The organism is Tabrizicola thermarum (genome assembly GCF_003574395.1).
Classification (GTDB): Bacteria; Pseudomonadota; Alphaproteobacteria; order Rhodobacterales; family Rhodobacteraceae; genus Tabrizicola; species Tabrizicola thermarum.
Genome location: NZ_QMJY01000013.1, coordinates 93270 through 114168 on the forward strand (window position 1 = coordinate 93270; position 20899 = coordinate 114168).

The 20899-nt window shown below is 67.8% G+C and carries 20 protein-coding genes; 11 read left to right on the forward strand and 9 right to left on the reverse strand.

The annotated features are described in order from the left end of the window. Positions 1-3 precede the first annotated feature (3 nt). Positions 4-960 carry an L-malyl-CoA/beta-methylmalyl-CoA lyase gene (locus tag D5084_RS05290; RefSeq protein WP_128514473.1) on the reverse strand — a complete coding sequence of 319 codons (957 nt, stop codon included), beginning with the start codon at positions 958-960 and terminating at the stop codon, positions 4-6. Between the two features lie 141 nt (positions 961-1101). Between D5084_RS05290 and dgcA the strand changes: the two genes are divergently transcribed. Beyond that, positions 1102-2064, forward strand: coding sequence for an N-acetyl-D-Glu racemase DgcA (gene dgcA / locus D5084_RS05295; protein ID WP_128514474.1), 963 nt, complete (start codon positions 1102-1104; stop codon positions 2062-2064). A 4-nt stretch (positions 2065-2068) separates the two neighbouring features. Then, positions 2069-2932, forward strand: coding sequence for a D-amino-acid transaminase (locus D5084_RS05300; protein WP_128514475.1), 864 nt, complete (start codon positions 2069-2071; stop codon positions 2930-2932). Positions 2933-2969: 37 nt separating this feature from the next. Here D5084_RS05300 and D5084_RS05305 read toward each other — a convergent pair whose 3' ends face one another. From D5084_RS05305 to D5084_RS05320, 5 genes are all read right to left on the reverse strand, one after another. Beyond that, positions 2970-3287: an IS30 family transposase gene (locus D5084_RS05305; RefSeq protein WP_128514476.1), complete on the reverse strand. Its 318-nt coding sequence runs from the start codon at positions 3285-3287 to the stop codon at positions 2970-2972. 213 nt (positions 3288-3500) lie between these two features. Next, complete coding sequence (locus D5084_RS05310; protein ID WP_128514477.1) at positions 3501-4361, reverse strand: DMT family transporter; 861 nt, start codon at positions 4359-4361, stop codon at positions 3501-3503. Between the two features lie 11 nt (positions 4362-4372). Then, positions 4373-4534 carry a hypothetical protein gene (locus D5084_RS18305; RefSeq protein ID WP_155523100.1) on the reverse strand — a complete coding sequence of 54 codons (162 nt, stop codon included), beginning with the start codon at positions 4532-4534 and terminating at the stop codon, positions 4373-4375. 228 nt (positions 4535-4762) lie between these two features. Then, positions 4763-6139: an ammonium transporter gene (locus tag D5084_RS05315; protein ID WP_128514478.1), complete on the reverse strand. Its 1377-nt coding sequence runs from the start codon at positions 6137-6139 to the stop codon at positions 4763-4765. A 28-nt stretch (positions 6140-6167) separates the two neighbouring features. Then, complete coding sequence (locus D5084_RS05320) at positions 6168-6506, reverse strand: P-II family nitrogen regulator (protein WP_128514479.1); 339 nt, start codon at positions 6504-6506, stop codon at positions 6168-6170. A gap of 290 nt (positions 6507-6796) precedes the next feature. Here D5084_RS05320 and D5084_RS05325 point away from each other — a divergent pair, with 290 nt between their 5' ends. After that, the gene (locus tag D5084_RS05325; protein ID WP_128514480.1) at positions 6797-9112 is read left to right on the forward strand and encodes a transglycosylase domain-containing protein; all 2316 of its coding nucleotides are present in this window, start codon (positions 6797-6799) and stop codon (positions 9110-9112) included. Between the two features lie 92 nt (positions 9113-9204). Here the strand turns inward: D5084_RS05325 and D5084_RS05330 are convergent, their stop codons facing one another. Both D5084_RS05330 and D5084_RS05335 read right to left on the reverse strand, forming a co-directional pair. Then, complete coding sequence (locus D5084_RS05330; RefSeq protein ID WP_128514481.1) at positions 9205-9813, reverse strand: MlaC/ttg2D family ABC transporter substrate-binding protein; 609 nt, start codon at positions 9811-9813, stop codon at positions 9205-9207. Continuing rightward, positions 9803-10576 (reverse strand): MlaA family lipoprotein, encoded by a 774-nt coding sequence (locus D5084_RS05335; RefSeq protein WP_162302381.1) that lies wholly within the window; start codon positions 10574-10576, stop codon positions 9803-9805. The genes D5084_RS05330 and D5084_RS05335 overlap by 11 nt, the downstream gene beginning before the upstream one ends. Positions 10577-10717: 141 nt before the next feature. Between D5084_RS05335 and D5084_RS05340 the strand changes: the two genes are divergently transcribed. From D5084_RS05340 to D5084_RS05355, 4 genes are all read left to right on the forward strand, one after another. Then, a complete protein-coding gene (locus D5084_RS05340; RefSeq protein ID WP_238382535.1) occupies positions 10718-12469 on the forward strand; it encodes a type I secretion system permease/ATPase in 1752 nt (583 codons plus the stop codon). Continuing rightward, on the forward strand, positions 12466-13764 hold the full coding sequence (locus D5084_RS05345) for an HlyD family type I secretion periplasmic adaptor subunit (RefSeq protein WP_128514483.1): 1299 nt from the start codon (positions 12466-12468) through the stop codon (positions 13762-13764). The genes D5084_RS05340 and D5084_RS05345 overlap by 4 nt, the downstream gene beginning before the upstream one ends. 158 nt (positions 13765-13922) lie before the next feature. Continuing rightward, entirely contained in the window at positions 13923-14882 is a 960-nt protein-coding gene (locus D5084_RS05350; protein WP_238382536.1) for a hypothetical protein, read from the forward strand. Next, positions 14866-15930: an endonuclease/exonuclease/phosphatase family protein gene (locus tag D5084_RS05355; protein ID WP_128514484.1), complete on the forward strand. Its 1065-nt coding sequence runs from the start codon at positions 14866-14868 to the stop codon at positions 15928-15930. Before D5084_RS05350 ends, D5084_RS05355 begins: the two co-directional genes overlap by 17 nt. On the opposite strand, the gene D5084_RS05360 is transcribed toward D5084_RS05355, so the two are convergent. After that, a complete protein-coding gene (locus D5084_RS05360; RefSeq protein ID WP_128514485.1) occupies positions 15917-16798 on the reverse strand; it encodes a Rossmann-fold NAD(P)-binding domain-containing protein in 882 nt (293 codons plus the stop codon). The genes D5084_RS05355 and D5084_RS05360 overlap by 14 nt on opposite strands. A gap of 90 nt (positions 16799-16888) precedes the next feature. On the opposite strand from D5084_RS05360, the gene D5084_RS05365 reads away from it, so the two are divergent. The 4 genes from D5084_RS05365 (at position 16889) to D5084_RS05380 (ending at position 20898) form a co-directional block, all read left to right on the forward strand. Next, complete coding sequence (locus tag D5084_RS05365; protein WP_354001213.1) at positions 16889-17758, forward strand: LysR family transcriptional regulator; 870 nt, start codon at positions 16889-16891, stop codon at positions 17756-17758. Between the two features lie 55 nt (positions 17759-17813). Then, positions 17814-18920 carry a 3-isopropylmalate dehydrogenase gene (leuB, locus tag D5084_RS05370; protein WP_128514487.1) on the forward strand — a complete coding sequence of 369 codons (1107 nt, stop codon included), beginning with the start codon at positions 17814-17816 and terminating at the stop codon, positions 18918-18920. A gap of 51 nt (positions 18921-18971) precedes the next feature. After that, positions 18972-19829 carry a DMT family transporter gene (locus D5084_RS05375; RefSeq protein WP_128514488.1) on the forward strand — a complete coding sequence of 286 codons (858 nt, stop codon included), beginning with the start codon at positions 18972-18974 and terminating at the stop codon, positions 19827-19829. Between the two features lie 103 nt (positions 19830-19932). Beyond that, a complete protein-coding gene (locus D5084_RS05380) occupies positions 19933-20898 on the forward strand; it encodes a DMT family transporter (RefSeq protein ID WP_128514489.1) in 966 nt (321 codons plus the stop codon). Position 20899: the final 1 nt, after the last annotated feature.

Sequence of the window (20899 nt, forward strand, 5' to 3'; positions counted from 1 at the left end):
GGATCAGACCCCGATCAGTTCCGCCTGCCGCACGATCACCTCGGCCTGCCGCATCGACGCGATGTCCACCAGCCGACCCTTGTAGACCGCCGCGCCCTGGCCCGCGGCCTTGGCCGCCTCCATCGCCGCCAGGATCTCGCGCGCCTCGGTCACTGCGGCCTCGGAGGGCGTGAACACCTCGTTCGCCAAGGCCACCTGTTTCGGATGGATCGCCCATTTCCCGACCATTCCCAGCGTCGCCGACCGCCGCGCCTGGGCCCGGAAACCCTCGTCGTCGCTGAAATCGCCGAAGGGGCCGTCCACTGGCAGCACCCCATGCGTCCGGCAGGCCGCCACGATCGCCGCCTGCGCCCAGTGCCAGGGGTCGGCCCAGTATTTCTGCCCCTCGCGGATCATGTAATAGTTTTCCTGCGTCCCCCCGATCCCGGTGGTCTGCATCCCCATCGAGGCCGCGAAATCCGCTGCGCCCAGGCTCATTGCCTGCAAACGCGGGCTACTGGCCGCGATCTCCTCGACATGCGCGATGCCTGCTGCCGTCTCGATGATGACCTCCAGGCTGATCCGCTTTTTTCGCCCCGCCGCCGCCTCGCAGGCGGTGACAAGGGCATCGACCGCATAGACATCCGCCGCGCAGCCGACCTTGGGGATCATGATCTGGTCCAGCCGTTCACCCGCCTGCTCCAGCAGGTCCACGACGTCGCGGTACCAGAAGGGCGTGTCCAGCCCGTTGATCCGCACCGACAGCGTCTTGCGCCCCCAGTCCACTTCGGAAATCGCCCGGATGATGTTCGCCCGCGCCTGCGGCTTGTCGGCCGGGGCGACCGAATCCTCCAGGTCCAGGTTGATGACGTCCGCCGCACTCGCCGCCATCTTGGCGAAAAGCTCGGGCCGCGAGCCGGGGCCGAACAGCTGGCAGCGGTTCGGGCGGGCGGGGGCGGGGGGTTGCAGGCGGAAGCTCATGACGTTTTCCCGTGGGCAAGGATATTACGCGGTGTTATGCTGCACGGTTATAATGTTGCGCGCCGCAGCGCAATATGCCTTTTGCAGGCGCAGCATTTCTTCCACCTTCCGCAGCCCGGATCTGCCCGCTACAGTCCGCCCATGTTGGACGCCCGGGCCGAGACCTTCCATCTTCGCAATCCCTTCACGATCTCGCGCGGGTCCAAGACCGAGGCGCGGGTGGTGACGGCCAGCGTGACGCGCGGCGGTCATCGTGGCTGGGGCGAGGGCCTGCCCTACCCGCGCTACGGCGAGACGGTGGAGGGCGCGATCGCGGCGATCCGCGCTCTGCCCGAAGGGATCTCGCGCGCGGCCCTGCAAGAGGCGATGCCGCCCTGTGCGGCGCGGAATGCGGTGGATTGTGCGCTCTGGGACCTGGAGGCGAAGGCTACGGGTCGGCCGGTCTGGCAGCTTGCCGGACTTCCTCCGCCGCAGCCGGTGGAGATCGCCTTCACCCTCTCGCTCGATACACCGCAGGCGATGCGGGCGGCGGCAGCCCGGAATGCGCATCGGGCGTTGCTGAAGGTCAAGCTCGGCACGCCCTCCGACATGCCCCGGATTGAGGCGGTCCGCGCGGGTGCCCCCAGAGTCCGCCTGATTGTCGATGCGAACGAAGGCTGGACGCCCGAGATCTATGCCGACCTTGCCCCGCATCTGCTTCGGCTGGGGGTCGAGATGGTGGAACAGCCCCTGCCGCAGGGGGCTGACGACATGCTGGCCGAGATCGCGCGGCCCCTGCCGGTCTGTGCCGACGAAAGCGCGCACGACGTGGCCTCGCTGCCCGGGCTGGTCGGCAGGTATGACGTGGTGAACCTGAAGCTCGACAAGACCGGCGGACTGACCGAGGCACTGCGGGCCCGCGACGAGGCGCGGCGGTTGGGGCTGAAGGTGATGGTCGGCTGCATGGTCTCGACCTCGCTGTCCATGGCCCCGGCGGTGCTGGTGGCGCAGGGGGCCGACTGGTCCGACCTTGACGGCCCCGCCGACATGGCGCAGGACCGCGACTATCCGGTCCGCTACGACGACCGCCACATCCACCCGGCCCTGCCGCAGCTTTGGGGATAACAGCATGACCCGCACCGTCTATGTGAATGGCGACTACCTGCCCGAGGGCGAGGCGAAGGTGTCGATCTTCGACCGGGGTTTCCTGATGGCTGACGGGGTTTATGAGGTGACCTCGGTCCTCGACGGCAAGCTGATCGACTTCGAGGGCCATGTGAAGCGGCTGGAGCGGTCGCTGCGCGAGCTGGAGATGAGCTGCCCCCTGAGTTCGGAGGAGCTTCTGGCGATGCACCGGGAACTGGTGGCCCGCAACGGCATCGACCAGGGGATGATCTACCTGCAGGTCACGCGGGGCAATCCCGGGGATCGCTCGTTCCTGTTCCCGCCCGCCGATCTGCCGGCGACGGTGGTGGCCTTCACCCAGAACATTCCGAACCTCGCCGACGCCCCAGCGGCGAAAACCGGCTTCAAGGTCATCACGATCCCGGACCTGCGCTGGAGCCGGGTCGATATCAAGACGGTGCAGCTGCTGTATCCGTCGATGGGAAAGATGGCGGCGAAGAAGGCGGGGGTCGATGACAGCTGGTTCACGGATGAGGATGGGGCGGTGACGGAGGGGACCTCGAACAACGCCTACATCGTGAAGGGGAACCGGATCATCACGCGGGCCTTGGGCAACGATATCCTGCACGGGATCACCCGGGCGGCGGTGCTGCGGTTCGCGGCGGAGGCGCAGTTCGAGGTGGAGGAGCGGGCCTTCACCCCGGCGGAGGCTCAGGGGGCGGATGAGGCGTTCAGTACCGCCGCGTCGATCTTCGTGATGCCGGTGGTGGAGGTGGATGGGAAACCCGTGGGGACCGGCAAGCCGGGGCCGGTGGCGACCCGGCTGCGGGAGATCTACCTGGACGAGATGCGGAAGGCCGCGATCTGAGGCGCCGCGCGCGGTCACATTTTCCAGGCCAGTGAAATCAATGGCTTGGCTGCGGGCGTTCAGACCTGGTTAACCCAAGTTCGACCTGCAACATCGAGGCTGCCTTTTCGATCTCCAGGCCCAGGACCTGAGCCGGAGGTTTCCATCCCGGCGTCTTGCGGGGGCGGTCGTTCATGAGCCTGGCGATGTGGGCGAGATCGCGCCGGGAGAATTGGCGTAGATCGGCACCCTGCGGCAGGACCTGACGCAGAAGGCCACCGGTCGTCTCGTTCAATCCGCGCTGCCGGGGTGCGTGGGGGTCGAAGAACCGGATGTCGATCTTCAGGCGGCGGGCGAGATCCGGCTGGCAGGCCATCTTGGTGCCCCGGTCACGGGTCAGGCTGCGGCGCCGGAGGGCGGGGGTCGGCGGCGGCGTCGTTGGCGTCCTCCAGCGACCAGAGGATCGACCGGGCGCGATGTGCGGCGGGCCGGGCGTCGGATCGGACGATGCCTTGGACCGTTGCGCGCGGCGTTCTGGCGACCAGCCGGGGCGCGGCAAGCTGCCATGCCGGGAGGGGGATCGGGGCGGTCAGCGGCTGGCCCGCCAGGCGGACACCAGCCCCGCCGCCGCGATCAGCGCCATGCCGGCGAAGCCAAGCGCATCCGGGATCTGCTGGAACACCAGCCAGCCAAGACCTATCGCAAAGGCGATGTGCATGTAGTTGACCGGAGCGAGAGTGGCGGCCGGGGCCTCGCGGTAGGCCGAAGTCAGAAGAAGGTGGCCAACGGTCGCGCAGGTGCCGTAGGCGAGGATCAGGCCGATGTCGGGCAGGGTCGGCATCGATTCGCCCCCGATGACCAGAGTCGCGCCCACCGAGAGGACCGAGCCGACCAGCGCGGTGTGGAACAGGAGAGCCATCGTCGTCTCGGTCCGCGTCAGGATGCGGGTCAGAAGGTGGTAGCCGGTGCCGAGGATGGCGTTGATGAGGCAGAGGGCGACGCCCCAGGGGTCAAGACCGCTGCCGGGCCGCGCAATCAGAAGGACGCCCATGAAGCCGAGCGCAGCGCAGAGCCAGCCGATCGGCGGCACCCGCTCGCCCAGGATCGGCCCGGAGGCAAGCATCAGCAGGACGGGGGTGATGTAGATGAGCGCCACCGTCTCGGCCACCGGCATCACGCGCAGCGACAGCAGCATGGTCACGGTCGCGACGGCAAGCAGAAGGCCGCGCAACAGGACGAGGCCGGTGCGGTTCGTGGCCCAGACCGCGCTGCGGTGGCGGGGCCACATGGCGACAACCACGAGGACGAGGTTGATGAGGTAGCGCGCCGAAAGCACCATCGTCGCGGCGTAAAGCATCGACAGGTGCTTGCCGAGCGTGTCTCCGGTGGCGAAGAGGAGCGTGGCCGCCACGACCAGCGCGACGCCCTTGAGCGGAGTTCCTGCCTGCACGACGGTCCGGGTCAATTCGGGGCTAAGACCCGGAGAGCGAAAAGCACGGTGCCGCTGGCGATCGGCAGGTCGCGGCTGCGCTGCGGCGTGACATCCTCGAGCGGCAGGCCGCGGGCCCCGATCCCGGCAAAGCGCCTGAAATGAACGGCCCGGAAAAGCCAGGTGGCGGGCATTGTCGGTTCTCCTGTCCCGGTCGGAACAGCCTTAGGCCATTCCTCGGGCCCGGCCAATGGCAAAGGGTGCCGGCAAGGTCGCCATGGGCTGTGCCCCGACCGACGAGACGCGGCCGTCGCGCGAGGCCCCCCCCCGAACAGAGATCGGCCCGTGGGGGGAGGTCCCACGGGCCGTCTTCGGTCCGGCGGCGGACCAGGCGGGAGGAGCAACCGCCGCCGGGTCGTGTCTTACGAGTGGTAGGCCTGTTCGCCGTGGCTGACGAGGTCGAGGCCCTGACGCTCGGTATCGCTGTCCACCCTGAGGCCGATGGTCATGTCGACCAGCTTGTAGGCGATGAAGGACACCACGCCCGACCAGACGATGGTGATGAGGACGCCCTCGATCTGGATCCAGAGCTGGGCCATCATCGCGTAGTCGTCGCCCTTGACCCCGCCGAAGGCCGCGGCCGAGAATACGCCGGTCAGAACCGCGCCGACGATGCCGCCGATGCCGTGGACGCCGAAGACGTCCAGGCTGTCGTCATAGCCCATCTTCTGCTTCACCGTGGTCACGAAGAAGTAGCAGACGAACGAGACGATCACGCCAAGGAGGATCGCCCCCATCGGGCCGATGGTGCCGCAGGCCGGAGTGACGGCGACGAGGCCCGCCACCATGCCCGAGGCGGCACCCAGCATCGAGGCCTTGCCGCGGGCCATGCCTTCAATGGCCGCCCAGGTCAGGGTCGCTGCCGCCGTGGCGATGAAGGTGTTGATCATCGCGAGGGTGGCCCCGCCGTTGGCTTCGAGGTTGGAGCCGACGTTGAAGCCGAACCAGCCGACCCAGAGCATCGAGGCGCCGATCATGGTCATGACCATGGAATGCGGGGCCATGTTGTCCTTGCCGAAGCCGACGCGCTTGCCGATCACCAGGCAGCCGACAAGGGCCGCGATCCCGGCGTTGATGTGCACCACGGTGCCGCCGGCAAAGTCGATGGCGCCCTTGACGAAGAGATAGCCGTTCGCGTCCCAGACCATGTGGGCGATCGGGAAGTAGGAGAAGGTGCCCCAGAGGACCGAAAATGCGATGACGGCCTTGAACTTCACGCGTTCCGCAAAGGCGCCGATGATGAGGGCGGGGGTGATCGCGGCGAAGGTCATCTGGAAGACGATGAAGAGGTATTCCGGGATGACGTAGCCCGCCGAGAAGGTCGCGGCCATGCTGTCGGCGGTAACGCCGGAGAGGAAGAGTTTCGCGGTGCCGCCCCACCAGGGCGAGGTCGAGCCGCCGAAGGCGAAGGAGTAGCCGTAGATCACCCAGACGATCATCATCACGCAGGCGACGGTCGTGGTCTGCATCAGGATCGACAGCATGTTCTTGGCCCGCACGAGGCCGCCGTAGAACAGCGCGAGGCCCGGCAGGGTCATGAAGAGGACGAGGACCGTCGCGATCATCATCCAGCTGACGTCGCCCTTGTCCATCACGGGGACGACTTCGGCGGCGGCCTCTGCGACGGCTTCGGTCGCCTCGGCAGTCGCGTCCTGCGCCCAGGCGGGCAGGCCGGCGAAAAGCGACGCGGCCAGCGCGCCGGCAAGCGTTCTCGGGCCAAGTTTCGTTTCGAGTTTCATGTCAGGTATACCCCTTTCCCCCGCCGCGTCAGAGCGCGTCGTCATCGGTTTCGCCGGTGCGGACCCGCACGGCATGTTCAACGTCCAGCACGAAGATCTTTCCGTCGCCGATCTTGTCGGTCCTGGCGGTCTTCTGGATCGTGGTCACGACCTGGTCCGCCAGCGCATCGGAGACGACGATTTCCAGCCGGACCTTCGGCACGAAGTTCACGGCATATTCGGCGCCGCGGTAGATTTCGGTGTGACCGGACTGGCTGCCGAACCCCTTGATCTCGGTCACCATCATGCCCCTGACACCGATGGCGGTCAGAGCCTCGCGGACCTCCTCGAGCTTGAACGGTTTGATTGCTGCAATGATGAGCTTCACGGTGTTCCCCTCTGTTCTCTGGCAGGCTCCCAGGGGTGGGACCTTCAAGCGTCATGAGGCAGGGCAATGCTGCGGCCGCACAAGAATTGGTCGGCGGAAGACGCGCAGGACGCGGGTCCTGGTGCACATTTTTTGCACTTGTTTTGGCTTTTGCCTGTCTATTGGGCATGTTCGGGATGCGAATCGTGGTCCCTCTGCCTTCGCTTTCCCGACGATCCGGGATATTGTGCGCGGCAATCGGGTCGGAACGGCCCCAACGATGACCCTGGTCACGAGTGGCAAGAGCAGGCATGGCAACTGGATACCGGGGGCGCGGCCCCCTTGTCGCGGACAAGAGATATGCGGGCTCCCGGTCGGGGGGGTCTTCGGGTGGCTCGGGGGGCGGTCCGCGCAAGCCTGCGTCACCGACTCCTCCCAAGTCGCCGCGACGGCGGACGGCACGACCGGCGCGCAAGCATGGGCTGGTAATGGGCCTGATCCTGGCGGTCTGGCGGGTGCTGTGGGGCATTGCCTGGCGCGCGACGGCCATCGGCGCGCTGATCCTGGGCGGATTCGTCTGGTATTATTACGCCCAGCTGCCGAAGCTGGAGGATCTGGTCGACGGGCGCGCGCGGGGGTCAGTCACCATGCTGGACCGCAATGGCGAGGTCTTCGCCTGGCGGGGCGAGACGTTCGGCGGGATGGTGACGGCGGACAGCGTGTCCCGCTATCTGCACGATGCGGTGGTGGCGACCGAGGACAAGCGGTTCTACTGGCATTTCGGCATCAGCCCGCGCGGGATCGCCAGCGCGATCCGCATCAACCTGGCCGAGGGCCGCGGACCCTTCGAGGGCAACGGCGGGTCGACCATCACCCAGCAGACGGCCAAGCTGCTGTGCCTTGGCGTGCAGTGGGACCCCAAGCTCTGGAAGTCCGAAGCGGACTACGAAAAGGACTGCCGCAAGGGCGGGATCTGGCGCAAGCTGAAGGAAGTCCCCTTCGCCATGGCGATGGAGGCGAAGTATTCCAAGGAAGAGATCCTGACGATCTACTTCAACCGCGCCTATCTGGGCGCGGGCGCGCGCGGGTTCGAGGCGGCGGCGCATCGCTATTTCGGCAAGTCGGCCAAGGATGTCAGCGCAGCTGAAGCCGCGATGCTGGCGGGCCTGCTCAAGGCGCCCTCGACCTATGCGCCGACGGCCAGCCTGAAGCGGGCGCAGGACCGGGCGGCGGTCGTGATCGGGCTGATGGAGGATCAGGGCTATCTGACCAAGGCCGAGGCCGATGAGGCCCGGGCAAATCCGGCGGTCCTGTCGAAGGCGGCCAAGCAGAAGGCGGGCGGCTATTTCGCCGACTGGGTGATGGAGACGACGCCCGACTATCTGGGGCGCGACACGACCGAGGACGTCATCATCAAGACGACGCTGGATCAGGAGATCCAGAAGAAGGCCGAGGAAGCGCTGGCCTATATCTTCGAAACCAAGGTCAAGGCAGGCTCCGAGGCGCAGGCGGCGATCGTGGTGATGAGCGCGGACGGTGCGGTCAGGGCGATGGTCGGCGGGCGCAAGACGCCGAATGCGGGGGATTTCAACCGCGCGACGCAGGCGGTGCGGCAGACCGGATCGACTTTCAAGCCCTTCGTCTATGCCGTGGCGATGGATCTGGGCTACAGCCCGCTGGACTATGTCGATGACTCGCCCCTGTGCATCTACACGCCCGGCTCGGGCGACTGGTGTCCGCAGAACTACGACAGGCAGTTCAAGGGCCGGATCACCCTGACGCAGGCGCTGGCCGAAAGCCGGAACATCCCGGCCGTCCGGGTGTCCGAGGCGGTGGGACGTGACCTTGTGAAGCAGGTGGCGACGGATTTCGGCCTGGCGCAGAACTTCGCCAACGGCCCCGCTCTGGCGCTGGGGGTGTCGGAATCGACGCTGCTCGACATGACAGGGGCTTTCGCGGGCATCCTGAACGGCGGGTCTTCGGTCACGCCCTACGGGTTCGAGTCCCTGACGCTGAAGGGGATGGACGAGCCCCTGTTCGGCGCGGGCGGAGGGATCGGGGAGCGCGTGATCAGCGAAAAGGCCGCGCGGGCCCTGACCTACATGATGACCGAGGTGCTGAAGTCGGGCACCGGAGGCCGGGCGCGGCTGAAGGACCGCGAGGCGGCGGGCAAGACCGGCACAACGCAAAGCGCGCGGGATGCGTGGTTCGTGGGGTTCACCGCGGATTATGTGGTGGGCGTCTGGATGGGCTATGACGACAACCGTCCGCTGAGCGGAGTGACCGGTGGCGGCCTGCCGGCGGAAATCTGGCATGAGGTGATGGTGCGGATCAACGAGGGCGTACCGGCCAGGCCGCTGATGACCGAGATCCCGGACTCCACCTACGTGCCGATCGACCCGAGCACGACCGAAGGCGCGATCACGGCCGAGGACGTGCCCTATTTCGACGACCCCAACGCGCCATCCTACGACGAGGTCTATGTCGACCCGCTGACCGGCGAGAACATCCCCGTCTACAACGGAGCGCCGCCCCAGGGCGCGGTGCTGGAAGGCCCGGTGTCGGGCGGCGGGTTTGCGGACGATCTGGCCGGGCAGATCGACCAGCTTCTGGGCAACGGGAACTGACGCAGGCAGACCGGTCACCGGAGTGCGCGAAACCTGGGGGCCGGACCCTGTGCGGCTGTGTCGCGATTTCCCTGCGGAAACCGGTTCCGCGGTCAGAGGGTCCTGAGATCCGCGATCAGCCGGTCGAGGTCGCCGCCGCGCTGGTCCAGCAGCGCGCCCATCTCGGCCCGTTCCGAGGACAGCATGTTCACGCCCTCGATGATGATGTTGAAGAACAGGCTCTTGCCGGACTTGTCGGACACATGCCAGCGCACTTCGAACGGCTGCTGCCCCTTCAGGCGCGCGGTCGAGACGACCTCGAAGTAGCTTTTCAGCGCCTTCGCCTCGGCAACGTCGATGCGTCCGCCCTGGAACTCGCGGAAGCGGCGGCCGTATTTGCGGCTGATATAGCCCTGGAAGGCCGTGGTAAAGGCGGAAAGCTGCGCTTTCGACGCCGACCGGGCGGCAGTCCCGAGAACCGACCGCGCGATCGTCGGCACATCGGCATAGCGGACGAACAGCTGTTCGAAATCCTTCAGCATCGCGCTTTCCGACTTGCCGGAATTGATGATCCCGTTGATATCGGCGACCGTCCTGTCGACCAGCTGCTTGGCCGCCTCTGCCGTCAGGGCCAGGGCCGGGCGCGGGAGCGCCGTCAGGGCCGCAGCGGCCGCCAGTGCCACCGCAAAGCCGCGGCGCGAGAAGGTGGGATCATTCGGCATAGGGGTCCTCATAGGGGTCGATGAATGCGTCGTCGCCGCCCTCTGCCGCCTTGCCCCGCGACAGCGTGAACCGCCGGTTCTGAAGGTAGAGGAGCCGCGCCTGGGCATAGCTGTCCGCACTGTCATATAGGATCGAATCCACCGTCGCCGAGAAGCGCGACCGATCACCAAGCCGTGAGAAGAGCCGGATGCCCAGCGCCGCAGTCGCCTCGCGCACCGGCAACGCCCGGTTGACCGGGTCCAGCGCGGTGTCCACGATGATCCCCACCGTGTCGCGCAGGGTCGAGGGTCCGGCCAGCGGCAGTTCCAGATAGGGGCCCTCGCCGACCCCCCAGACGTGGAGCGTCTCGCCAAAGTCGGTGGGCTTGCCCTCCAGCCCGGCTTCCGAGGCGACATCCAGCAGCCCCGCCAGCCCGAAGGTCAGGTTGACCCCCAGGCGCAGGGTGTTCTGCGCGGCGTCGGCCAGCCGCAGTTGCAGCAGGTTGTTGGCGATGTCGCCCGGCAGGGCCAGCGTGCCGGCCAGGTTGTCGACGCCGCGCCGGATGGGTTCGGGCACGCTGCCCACGCCCTGCGACGCCGGAGCGACCAGCCCGCGGTCCACCGCCTTGTTGAACCCGTGCACTTGGCGGTTGACCGGTTCGAACGGGTCGTTGATCGCCGTCGGTCCCGAGGGCGCAGCGCAGCCCGCCGCAAGGCAGGCCGAGACCGCAAGGGCGTAAATCGGCGGCAGACGCCCTGAAATCAACGGAATCTTCAGACCCATTTCCCTACTGTCCGGCACAAGTGCCGCGAACGATAGTCTTCGGCAACCATGAGCCAAGGCATAAGACCGCAGTTTGACCATGACAACGGCCAAACGTGTCCGATGCGCTGCTCATGGCGGGAAGGCGCCAAGGAAGAACCGATGTTCCAGACCGCCAGCGATGCGACCAGGATCATGCCCGGCCCGGGCGAACTTGCCGCCGCACGCGCGGCCTCGGGGCAGGCGCTGGTGACGGCCTTCCTGTTCTCGGCGCTGGTCAACCTGCTGACGCTGACGGCGCCGCTGTACATGCTTCAGGTCTATGATCGCGTGCTGGTGTCGCGGTCGGAAGAGACTCTGCTCGCGCTGTCGCTGCTGATGACCTTCCTGTTCCTGGTCATGGGGGTGCTGGACTATGCCCGGGGCCGGATCATGGCGCGGATCGGCGCGCGGTTGCAGGAACAGCTCGACCCGCGCGTCCTGTCGGCGGCCTTCCGGCGGCTGACCGTGGCGCCGCAGGACCTGGCCGCGCTGGCCGCACAGCGCGATCTGGATGCCATCGCGCGGTTCTGGGCCTCGCCCGTGGCGCTGGCGCTTTGCGATGCACCCTGGGCGCCGGTCTTCTTGGCGGCGATCTTCGTCTTCCACCCCTGGCTCGGCTGTCTGGCACTTGCGGGCGCGCTGGTGATCCTGGGGGCAAGCTGGAGGAACCAGCTCGCCACGGGCGGTCCGTTGCAGGCGTCCGCGTTGGCCAGCCTCGCCGCCGAGCGGCAGGCCGAAAGCCTGAAGCAGGACTCCGAACTGGTGCAATCGCTGGGCATGGCCGGAGCGGCCTTTGCCCGGCTGAAGGCGCGCCGCGATGTCGCGCTCGACGCCGGGTTGCAGGCGTCGGATTCGGCGGGCCGCTATTCGGTGCTGATCAAGACGTTCCGCCTGTTCCTGCAATCGGCGATGCTGGGGCTGGCGGCCTGGCTGGTCCTGAGGCAGGAACTGTCGGCGGGGGCGATGATTGCCGCCTCGATCCTGATGGGCCGCGCCTTGCAGCCGCTGGAGCAGGCTGTGGCCCAGTGGTCCGTCGTCACCCGGGCGCGGCAGGCAAGGACCCGGCTTGGCGGACTTCTGGCCGACGCCCCGCCGTCGCCGCCCCGCACCGACCTGCCCCGCCCCAGGCCTCTGGTCGAGGTGCAGGCCCTGACGGTGGTGCCGCCCGGCGGCAGTGCTCCTGTGCTGCGCAACCTGACCTTTACCCTGCCGCCCGGCCAGGCGCTGGGGGTGATCGGGCCGTCGGGGTCGGGGAAATCCTCGCTCGCGCGGGCGCTGACCGGGGTCTGGCGACCGGCCTCGGGCCGGATCCGGCTGGATGGCGCGACGCTGGACCAGTACGATCCGGACAGGCTGGGCGGCTACCTTGGCTATCTGCCGCAGCGGGTCACGCTGTTCGACGGCACCGTCGCGGACAACATCGCGCGCCTGCATCCGGGCGCGGATGCGGCGGCCGTGGTCGCTGCGGCGAAGGCGGCGGCGGCGCATGACATGATCCTCAAACTGCCGAACGGCTATGACACGCAGGTCGCAACGATGGGCAGCCAGCTGTCGGGCGGCCAGATCCAGCGCATCGGGCTGGCGCGGGCGCTGTTCGGCGATCCTGTCCTGCTGATCCTGGACGAGCCGAACGCGAATCTCGACAACGAAGGGTCGATCGCGCTGAACACCGCGATCCGCACGGCCAAGGCGCGCGGGGCCTCGGTTCTCATCATGGCGCATCGCCCGGCGGCGATACAGGAGTGTGATCTGCTGCTGGTCATGCACGAAGGGGCCGCGGCGGCCTTCGGGCCAAGGGATTCGGTCCTGCGTGAGGCGATGCGCAACGCAGGCCCTGTCGTGCGGTCGCCGCTGTCGGGGGGCGTGGCATGACCGCCTCGCGCATTTCCGTCCGCCGCCCGGTGCTCCTTGGCCTGATCGCGGCGCTGGTTCTGGTCGCGGGCTTCGGCCTCTGGGCGACGACGACGCGGATTTCCGGCGCCATCGTCGCGCCCGGGCAGATCGAGGTCGAGCAGGACCGCCAGATCGTCCAGCATCCCGACGGCGGCGTGGTCGAGGCGATCCTGGTCACCGAAGGCGCGCGCGTTGCGGCAGGCGATCCCTTGCTGCGGCTGGACGGATCGGCCCTGCGGTCCGAGCTGACGATCGTCGAGGGCCAGCTGTCCGACCTTGCCAGCAGGTCGGCGCGACTGGCCGCCGAACGCGACGAAGCCGCCGATGTGCGCTTTGACGCGGCGATGCTGGCGCTGGCCGATGCCTCGCCCGAGGTGGCGGCACAGCTGGACGGCCAGAAGCGGCTGTTCGAGGCGCGCAAGGCAACGCTGGCCCAACAGCGCGACCTTCTGACCCAGCGGATCGGGCAGATCACCGAACAATCGAACGGCCTTGCCGCGCAACGGGCGGCGCTGGCCACCCAGCTTGACCTGATCGAACAGGAACTGGCCGCGCAGCAAAGTCTGCGCGACAAGGGGCTGGCCCAGGCTGGAACCGTGCTGGCGCTGCAACGCGAGCGGGCGCGGTTGCAGGGCCAGCTGGGGGAACTCGCCGCGGAGCTTGCGCGGACGAGGGGGCAGATCACCGAGATCGAGATCGAGATCTCGGGCCTGGCGACCCGCCGCCGCGAGGAAGCGACGGCCGAGCTGCGCCAGATCGGGCCGACGATCCTGGAACTGGCCGAACGCCGCCGCGCGCTGGTCGAACGGATCGACCGGCTGGAGATCCGCGCGCCCGTTTCCGGGATCGTGCTGGGACTTCAGGTCACCACCCCCCACGCCGTCCTGCGCCCGGCCGATCCGGTGCTGTTCGTCATCCCGCAGGACCGTCCGCTGGTCATCACCGCCCGTATCGCACCGATCCACATCGACGAAGTCGCGGTGGGACAGGCGGCCGAACTCGTGTTCCCCGCCTTCGCGTCGCGCGACACGCCGCACCTCAGGGGCCGGGTCACATTGGTGTCGGCCGATGCGCTGACGGATTCGCACACCGGCGCCACCTATTACACGGCCCGGATTCAACTGGACGAGGGCGAGCAGGCTCGGCTGGGCGGCCGCGCCCTCTTGCCGGGAATGCCGGTCGAAGTCTTCCTGCTGACCGGGCGACGCACCCCGCTTGCCTATCTGGTCAAGCCCTTCACCGACTATTTCGCCCGCGCCTTCCGCGAAAGCTGAGCCGGGAGGTATCGGGCCTATTGCGGTGCGATTGTGCGGAAAAACTGCACGAGGTCTGCTACTTGGCCCAGACTGACCCTGAAATGGCCACAAATCTTGGTCTAGATGGGGATGATCTGGGCGAGTCGGATGGAACCGGGGCTGAATTGGGCGGAATTGTGGCAAACGGAACCGCAGTGATCGAGGGGCTGCGCAGCAAACTGCGGCTGAGTTCGGCCAGCGGGGCCGAAAGCTGGGCCCGCAGCTGGATCAAGCGCGCCGTTGCCGCCTCGGTCCGCGCCTTTCTGGTGATGATCCTGATCGTGATGCCCTCGGTGATCCTGCCGGGCATCGGGACCGACACCAAGCAGATCGTGGCGCTGGTTGCACTGTTCGGCGGCGCGCTGGTGTTCATCGAATACAACGCCGTCTATCCCAGCCTGGTGGAGTTTCGCGACGGCGCGCCCTACAACCGCATCCGCTATCTGATGATGCTCATCATCGTGGTGTTCCTGTCCGCCATCGTGGCCGATCAGGAAAACTCGACCACCGTGACCCGGCTGTTTCACGCCCTCGGCCTCATCATCGGCTCGGCCCTCGACTTTCCCTATTCGCCGGTCCGGCTGGCCAGCTACATGCTGGACAACAATGCCACCGCGGCCCAGATCGCCCAGGTCAAGGTCGCGGCGGGTACGGCCTACCTGGTCTCGCTGTTCTCGCTGGGCCTGTTCGTCATCGTGCTGAAGCTGGCCGGCTGGCCCTCGACCAAAAGCGCGTTCAACGTCTGGGTGAACCTGCCCACGTTCGAGCCGACGGCGGGCGGCGATGTCGTCGACCGGCTGGTGCGCGATTCCCATGCCAATCTTGCGGTGGGCTTTCTGTTGCCCTTCGTCATCCCCGCGATCATCGCCGTCCTGACCCGCGGCATCCCGGCCGAGACGCTCACCTCGCCGCAGACGCTGATCTGGGCGATGGCGCTCTGGGCCTACCTGCCCGCCGCGCTGATCATGCGGGCGGTCGCCATGGCGCGCATCGCCGACATGATCCGCATCAAGCGCGCCGCCAAACTGGCCGTCCTTGGCGCGATCGAGCCGGGTCGGCTGGGTCGCGATGACGACGAGGATGAAGACGATCATTAAGGCCGGGGCAGCGCTGACCCTTGTCCTGCTGCTGGCGGGATCGGCCAGTGCCGAGACCCTGCGTATCGCAACCTGGAACGTCGGGTTGAACCGGTCGGGGCCCGGCCTTCTGGTGCAGGACCTGGCTGAGGGCAAGGACGCGCAGATCGCGGCCATCCTGCGGGTGCTGGCGCATCTGGACGCGGATGTGATCCTGCTGACCTCGGTCGACTACGACAGGGGTGGGGTCGCGCTGGGGCTTATGGCCGACCGGCTGGCGGCAGCGGGGCAGGACTATCCCTACCGCTTTGCCCGGCGGCCCAATACCGGGATGCAGACCGGCCTTGACGTGGATGGCAATGGCCGGATCGGCGATCCGCGTGATGCGCAGGGATTCGGGCTGTTTTCCGGCCAGGGCGGCATGGCGATCCTGTCGCGCTGGCCGGTGGCCGAGGACGGGGTGCGGGATGCCTCGGACCTGCTCTGGCGCGACCTGCCGGGCAGCTTGTCCGATGACCGGCCCGCGCTGGCGGAGGTCCAGCGGCTGGCGACCACGGGGTTCTGGGACGTCCCGGTGATGACGCCCGAGGGCGCGCTGCACCTGCTGGCCTGGCATGCGACGCCGCCGGTCTTCGACGGGCCCGAGGACCGCAACGGCCGCCGCAACCATGACGAGGCAGCGTTCTGGCGGCTGTTCCTTGACGGCGCGCTGCCGATGCCGCCGCCAGAGCCGCCCTTTGTCCTGCTGGGCGACGGCAACATGGACCCTGCCGACGGCGACGGGCTGCGGGACGGCATCGCCGCGCTGCTGACCCATCCCGCGCTGCAGGACCCTGCCCCGCGCGGAAACCATGGCCGGACCGAACCCGCCCATCGCGGCGATCCGGCGCTGGATACGGTGCTTTACCCCGATCTCGGGGGCCTTCGGCTGGATTATGTCCTGCCGTCGGCGGGGCTGAGGGTGACCGCGTCGGGGGTGCTCTGGCCGCCCGAGGACGACCCCCTTTACCGCGACCTCGTCACGGCCTCGCGGCATTTTCCGGTCTGGGTGGACATCACCCTGCCATGAGCCCCTTTGCCCGCAGGTGGCGGGCGATCACCTCGTCCAGGGCCGTGTCCTGCCAGTCGGGCAGCCAGCGGCGGAGCGGCGCCGGGTCCAGCGCGTGCGGATGGTCGAAAAGGTAGAGCATCTCGCGCAGCTCTCGCGCCAGTTCCCAGACCGGGCTGGCCAGGGTGAAGATCCAGCGCGGAAAGCGCTTGACGCGCATGGGGCGGCCCGACAGGCGGGCGATCCGGGCGGCAAGGTCATCGATGCTGAAGGCATGGCCGGGAAAGCGGATGTCGGCATAGGGCGGCAGGGCCGTGCCCAGCGCCACCAGCGCCACCGCCGCGCGCGCCATGTCGGGCAGGTAGGCATAGGCGTGCAGCGCCGCAGGGTCGCCCATGGCCGTAACGCGGCCCTTGGCCACCGCGCCCAGGATGATCCGGTTCATCACCATCTGCGGCGCCTCGGGCAAGAGGAAATCCCCGCCGCGTAGAAGGATCACGCGCTGGCCCCGGCTTGCCGCCTGCCGATAGCGCGCCTCCATCTCGGCCCGGATGCGACCCTTGCGCGCGACCGGGCGGTGCGGCGTGTCGGGACCCCAGGGGCCGGGCTGCGTGCCATAGGGATAGACGTTGCCGGGCACGAGGATGGTCGCGCCGCTGGCCTGCGCGGCGGCAAGGACCTGGGTCGTGATCTCGGGGATCAGCTTGTCCCAGTTGTGATAGGCGGGCGAGTTCAGGCCGTTGACGATCAGCTGGGCGCCCTGCGCCGCAGCCGCCATGTCGGTGCCCCGCGCATAGCGCCGGACCTCCCACCCCGCCGCCTGCAAGGCAAGCGCCACCTGTCCGCCAAAGCCACCCGAGGCCCCCAGAACCAATGCTGTCCGTGTCATGATCGCTCTCCTTTTCGGGGGATATGCGCCCAAGGCCTGACAAATGGAATTGCATGAAATCGCCCATCAGGTATTCATGAATGAATGGAAATGCCTGACTGGTCCCTGATCCGATCCTTCCTTGCCGTGGCCGAGGCAGGGTCGCTGTCGGCTGCGGCGCGGACGACCGGGATCAGCCAGCCGACGCTGGGCCGGCATGTCCAGGCGGTCGAGGCGGCGCTGGGGGTCACGCTTTTCACCCGCGTCGCGCAGGGTCTGGCCCTGACCGAGGCGGGCCGGGCGCTTGTCCCGGCGGCGCGGGCAATGCGGGCGGCGGCGGCCGAGCTGGCGCTGACCGCAAGGGGCCAGGCTGCGGGCATCGAGGGCACGGTGCGCATCACCGCAAGCCGCGTGGTGTCGCATGCCATCCTGCCGCCGATCCTGGCCCGGCTGCGACAGAGCGAGCCGGGGATCCAGATCGACCTTGTCCCTTCGGACACGACCGAGAACCTTCTCTTCGGCGAGGCGGACATCGCGCTGAGGATGTATCGACCGACCCAAGGCGACCTTGTGGCGCGGCAGATCGGGGCGGTCCCTCTCGGTCTATACGCCGCGAGATCCTATCTTGACCGCCGGGGGCGCCCCGCAACCCTGGACGACCTGATGCACCACGATTTCATCGGCCAGGACCGGATGGACCAGATCATCCGGGTGATGCGGGCGCTGGGGATGGAGGTCGACCGCAGCTTCTTTCCGGTGCGCTGCGACGACCCGCTGACCTATGTCGAACTGGTCCGCGCGGGCTGCGGGCTGGGGGGCATCCTGCGCGCGGTGGGCGACCCCGACCCGGCGCTGGAGCGGATCGACCTGGTGGCCGATCTGCCCTCTCTGCCGGTCTGGCTGACGGCCGCGCCGCGCCTGCGCCAGTCGCCCCGGCTGCGGCGGGTCTGGGACGCGCTGGCCGAGGCCTTCGCCGCTTGAAGTTTTCCGGCCGAAGGGCTAGGCCCTCGCCCGACCCATCTCAGCGGAGCGTCCCATGCCCAACCCGTCCCTTTTGATCCTTGCCGGCGACGGCATCGGCCCCGAAGTCATGGCCGAGGTGAAGAAGATCATCGGCTGGATGGGCGAAAAGCGCGGCATCCACTTCGACGTGTCCGAGGACCTGGTCGGCGGCTGCGCCTATGACGCGCATGGGGTGCCCTTGACCGACGCGACGATGGCCAAGGCGCAGGCGGTGGACGCGGTGCTGCTGGGCGCGGTGGGCGGGCCGAAATACGACAAGCTGGACTTTTCCGTCAAACCCGAGCGGGGCCTTCTGCGTCTGCGCAAGGAGATGGACCTGTTTTCGAACCTGCGCCCGGCGCAGTGCTTTGACGCGCTGGCGGATTTCTCCAGCCTGAAGCGTGAGGTGGTGGCGGGCCTCGACATCGTCATCGTGCGCGAACTGACCAGTGGCGTCTATTTCGGCGAGCCGCGAGGGATCTTCAAGGAAGGCAACGAACGCGTCGGGATCAACACCCAGCGCTATACGGAATCGGAAATCGCCCGGGTGGCGAAATCGGCCTTCGAGCTGGCGCGCAAGCGCGCGAACAAGGTCTGCTCGATGGAGAAGGCAAACGTGATGGAATCGGGTATCCTGTGGCGCGAGGTGGTGCAGGAAGTGCATGACCGCGACTACCCGGATGTGGAGCTGAGCCACATGTATGCCGACAACGGCGCGATGCAGCTGGTGCGCTGGCCCAAGCAGTTCGACGTGATCGTGACCGACAACCTCTTTGGCGACGTGCTGTCGGATTGCGCGGCGATGCTGACCGGGTCGCTGGGGATGCTGCCCTCGGCCAGCCTGGGCGCGCCGATGGCCAACGGCCGCCCGAAGGCGTTGTACGAACCCGTCCACGGCTCGGCCCCGGACATTGCAGGTCAGGGAAAGGCGAACCCGATCGCCTGCATCCTGAGCTTTGCCATGGCGCTGCGCTACAGCTTCGACATGGGCGAAGAAGCGACCCGTGTCGAGAAGGCGGTGGAAAAGGTGCTGGCCGATGGTGTGCGCACGGCCGACCTGATGGGCCCCGAGGGCGGCACTCCGGTCTCCACCGCCCAGATGGGCGACGCGATCCTTGCCGCGCTGGACGCAAGCCTGTGATCCCCGCGCCCGGGGGCTGTCCCCGGGCCGCTGACCCCGCCCGGAGCCATCATGTCCCCTGCCCTGAAGGGTGCGCTTTACGGGCTGCTGGGCTTTGGCCTGTTCTCGCTGGCCGATGCCACCATCAAGTTCCTGGGCGGAACCTACAGTCCGGTGCAGATCGTGGCCTTTGCCGGGGCCTTCAGCCTGCCGCTGATCGGGCTTCTGTGGCTGCGGGCGCCGGTCAGTCTGCGGCCGGTGCATCCCTGGCTCATGGCGATTCGCACGGCGGCGCTGATCGGCAACGGGCTTCTGGTGACCTATACCTTCACGGTGATGCCGCTGGCACAGGCCTATGCGATCTTCTTCACCCTGCCCCTGGTGCTGACCCTTCTGGCCTGGCCGGTGCTGGGCGACCGGATCGACCTGATCTCGGGGCTGGCCGTCGTGGTCGGCCTTGTCGGCGTGATGGTCGCGCTGGACCCGGGCCGGATCGAGTTCGGCATCGGCCATGTCGCCGCCTTGGGCGGGGTGATCCTGGCCGCCGTCCACTATCTGATCGTGCGCAAGACCGGCGGGGACGAGGCGAATGTGCCGATGCTGCTTTATCCCGTGCTGGGGCAGACGATGTCGGCCTTCCTGCTGCTGCCGGGGCGCCATGTGCCGATGCCCGCCGCCGATCTGGCCACGGTCGCCGGGCTGGCGCTGGCGGGGTTCTGCGGCACGCTGATGATGTTCGCCGCCTACCGCGCCGCCGCACCGATCATCGTGGCCCCGACGCAGTATTCGCAGATCGCCTGGGCCGCCCTGTTCGGCGCCCTGCTCTTCGGCGAGCCGATGACCTGGCAGACGGGGTTCGGCATGGCGATCATCGCGCTGGCCGGGATCATGGTGCTGGTGCGCAAGGACGGGTCGCGTCAGACAGCCTGAGACGAACCGCTCACCCGCCCTTGTGGCCGGAGCCGATCCAAGCGATAGTGTTTGCGCAATCAGTCGTGGCCAATGTGCCGCGCGCCCAGGCGGACTGACCAACATGCATTCCCACCTTCGCGGTGCGCTTCTGTCGCTGGCCGCCTTTGCCTTCTACGCCACGCATGACGTGGTGGTGAAATATCTCGGCGGCCATTACTCGCCGTTCCAGACCATGTTCTTCGCGGGGCTGATGGGCTTTCCTCTCATCACCATCCTGCTCTTGTCCGACCGGCGCGACGGCACCCTGATCCCCCGGCATCCCTGGTGGACCGTGATCCGCACGGTCAGCGCGGTGGCCACGGGCGCGATGGGGTTCTACGCCTTTTCCGTCCTGCCGATGACGACCTGCTATGCGATCTTCTTCGCCATGCCGCTGCTCATCACGCTGATGGCGATTCCGATGCTGGGGGAAAAGGTCGGCCTGCGCCGCGGCATCGCGGTCATCGTCGGGCTACTGGGGGTGATCATCGTCCTGCGCCCCGGCAGCGGCGACGGGTTTTCGCTGGGCCATCTGGCGGCGCTGGGGGCGGCGACCACGGGATCGCTGAGTTCGATCATCGTGCGCAAGATCGGCAGGGATGAACGATCGGTCGTGCTGATGCTGTATCCGATGGTGCTGACCTTCCTTGCCACCGGGGCGCTGATGCCGCTGGTCTATCAGCCGATGCCGCTGACCGACCTGTCGCTGACCGCGGTGATGGCGCTTCTGGGCACGCTGGGCGCCCTGGCCAGCATCGCGGCCTATCGCACCGCGCCTGCCGTGATCGTGGCACCCATGCAGTATTCCCAGATCATCTGGGCGGCCCTTTACGGCTGGATGTTCTTCAACGAATCCATCGATCTGTACACCGGCATCGGTTCGGCCGTCATCATCGCGTCGGGCATCTACATCGTCCTGCGCGAAAGCACACCGTCGATCAGCCAGAACCGCCCCGTGCTGGAGAACCGCTCGCGCTGGGAGATCGGCACCTTCCCCCGGGTCTCGACCTGGCTGAAGCGGTTCGAAAGGGGCGGCGATCAGGCGTGAG

Bases quoted from the DNA above. Each gene is read 5' to 3' on its own strand.
- D5084_RS05375 (WP_128514488.1), top strand. From the start codon at position 18,972: ATGTCCCCTGCCCTGAAGGGTGCGCTTTACGGGCTGCTGGGCTTTGGC.
- dgcA (WP_128514474.1), top strand. From the start codon at position 1,102: ATGTTGGACGCCCGGGCCGAGACCTTCCATCTTCGCAATCCCTTCACG.
- D5084_RS05360 (WP_128514485.1), bottom strand. From the start codon at position 16,798: ATGACACGGACAGCATTGGTTCTGGGGGCCTCGGGTGGCTTTGGCGGA.
- D5084_RS05335 (WP_162302381.1), bottom strand. From the start codon at position 10,576: ATGGGTCTGAAGATTCCGTTGATTTCAGGGCGTCTGCCGCCGATTTAC.
- D5084_RS05325 (WP_128514480.1), top strand. From the start codon at position 6,797: ATGGCAACTGGATACCGGGGGCGCGGCCCCCTTGTCGCGGACAAGAGA.
- D5084_RS18305 (WP_155523100.1), bottom strand. From the start codon at position 4,534: ATGCCCGCCACCTGGCTTTTCCGGGCCGTTCATTTCAGGCGCTTTGCC.
- leuB (WP_128514487.1), top strand. From the start codon at position 17,814: ATGCCCAACCCGTCCCTTTTGATCCTTGCCGGCGACGGCATCGGCCCC.
- D5084_RS05300 (WP_128514475.1), top strand. From the start codon at position 2,069: ATGACCCGCACCGTCTATGTGAATGGCGACTACCTGCCCGAGGGCGAG.
- D5084_RS05330 (WP_128514481.1), bottom strand. From the start codon at position 9,813: ATGCCGAATGATCCCACCTTCTCGCGCCGCGGCTTTGCGGTGGCACTG.
- D5084_RS05380 (WP_128514489.1), top strand. From the start codon at position 19,933: ATGCATTCCCACCTTCGCGGTGCGCTTCTGTCGCTGGCCGCCTTTGCC.
- D5084_RS05365 (WP_354001213.1), top strand. From the start codon at position 16,889: ATGCCTGACTGGTCCCTGATCCGATCCTTCCTTGCCGTGGCCGAGGCA.
- D5084_RS05340 (WP_238382535.1), top strand. From the start codon at position 10,718: ATGTTCCAGACCGCCAGCGATGCGACCAGGATCATGCCCGGCCCGGGC.
- D5084_RS05305 (WP_128514476.1), bottom strand. From the start codon at position 3,287: ATGGCCTGCCAGCCGGATCTCGCCCGCCGCCTGAAGATCGACATCCGG.
- D5084_RS05345 (WP_128514483.1), top strand. From the start codon at position 12,466: ATGACCGCCTCGCGCATTTCCGTCCGCCGCCCGGTGCTCCTTGGCCTG.
- D5084_RS05315 (WP_128514478.1), bottom strand. From the start codon at position 6,139: ATGAAACTCGAAACGAAACTTGGCCCGAGAACGCTTGCCGGCGCGCTG.
- D5084_RS05290 (WP_128514473.1), bottom strand. From the start codon at position 960: ATGAGCTTCCGCCTGCAACCCCCCGCCCCCGCCCGCCCGAACCGCTGC.
- D5084_RS05355 (WP_128514484.1), top strand. From the start codon at position 14,866: ATGAAGACGATCATTAAGGCCGGGGCAGCGCTGACCCTTGTCCTGCTG.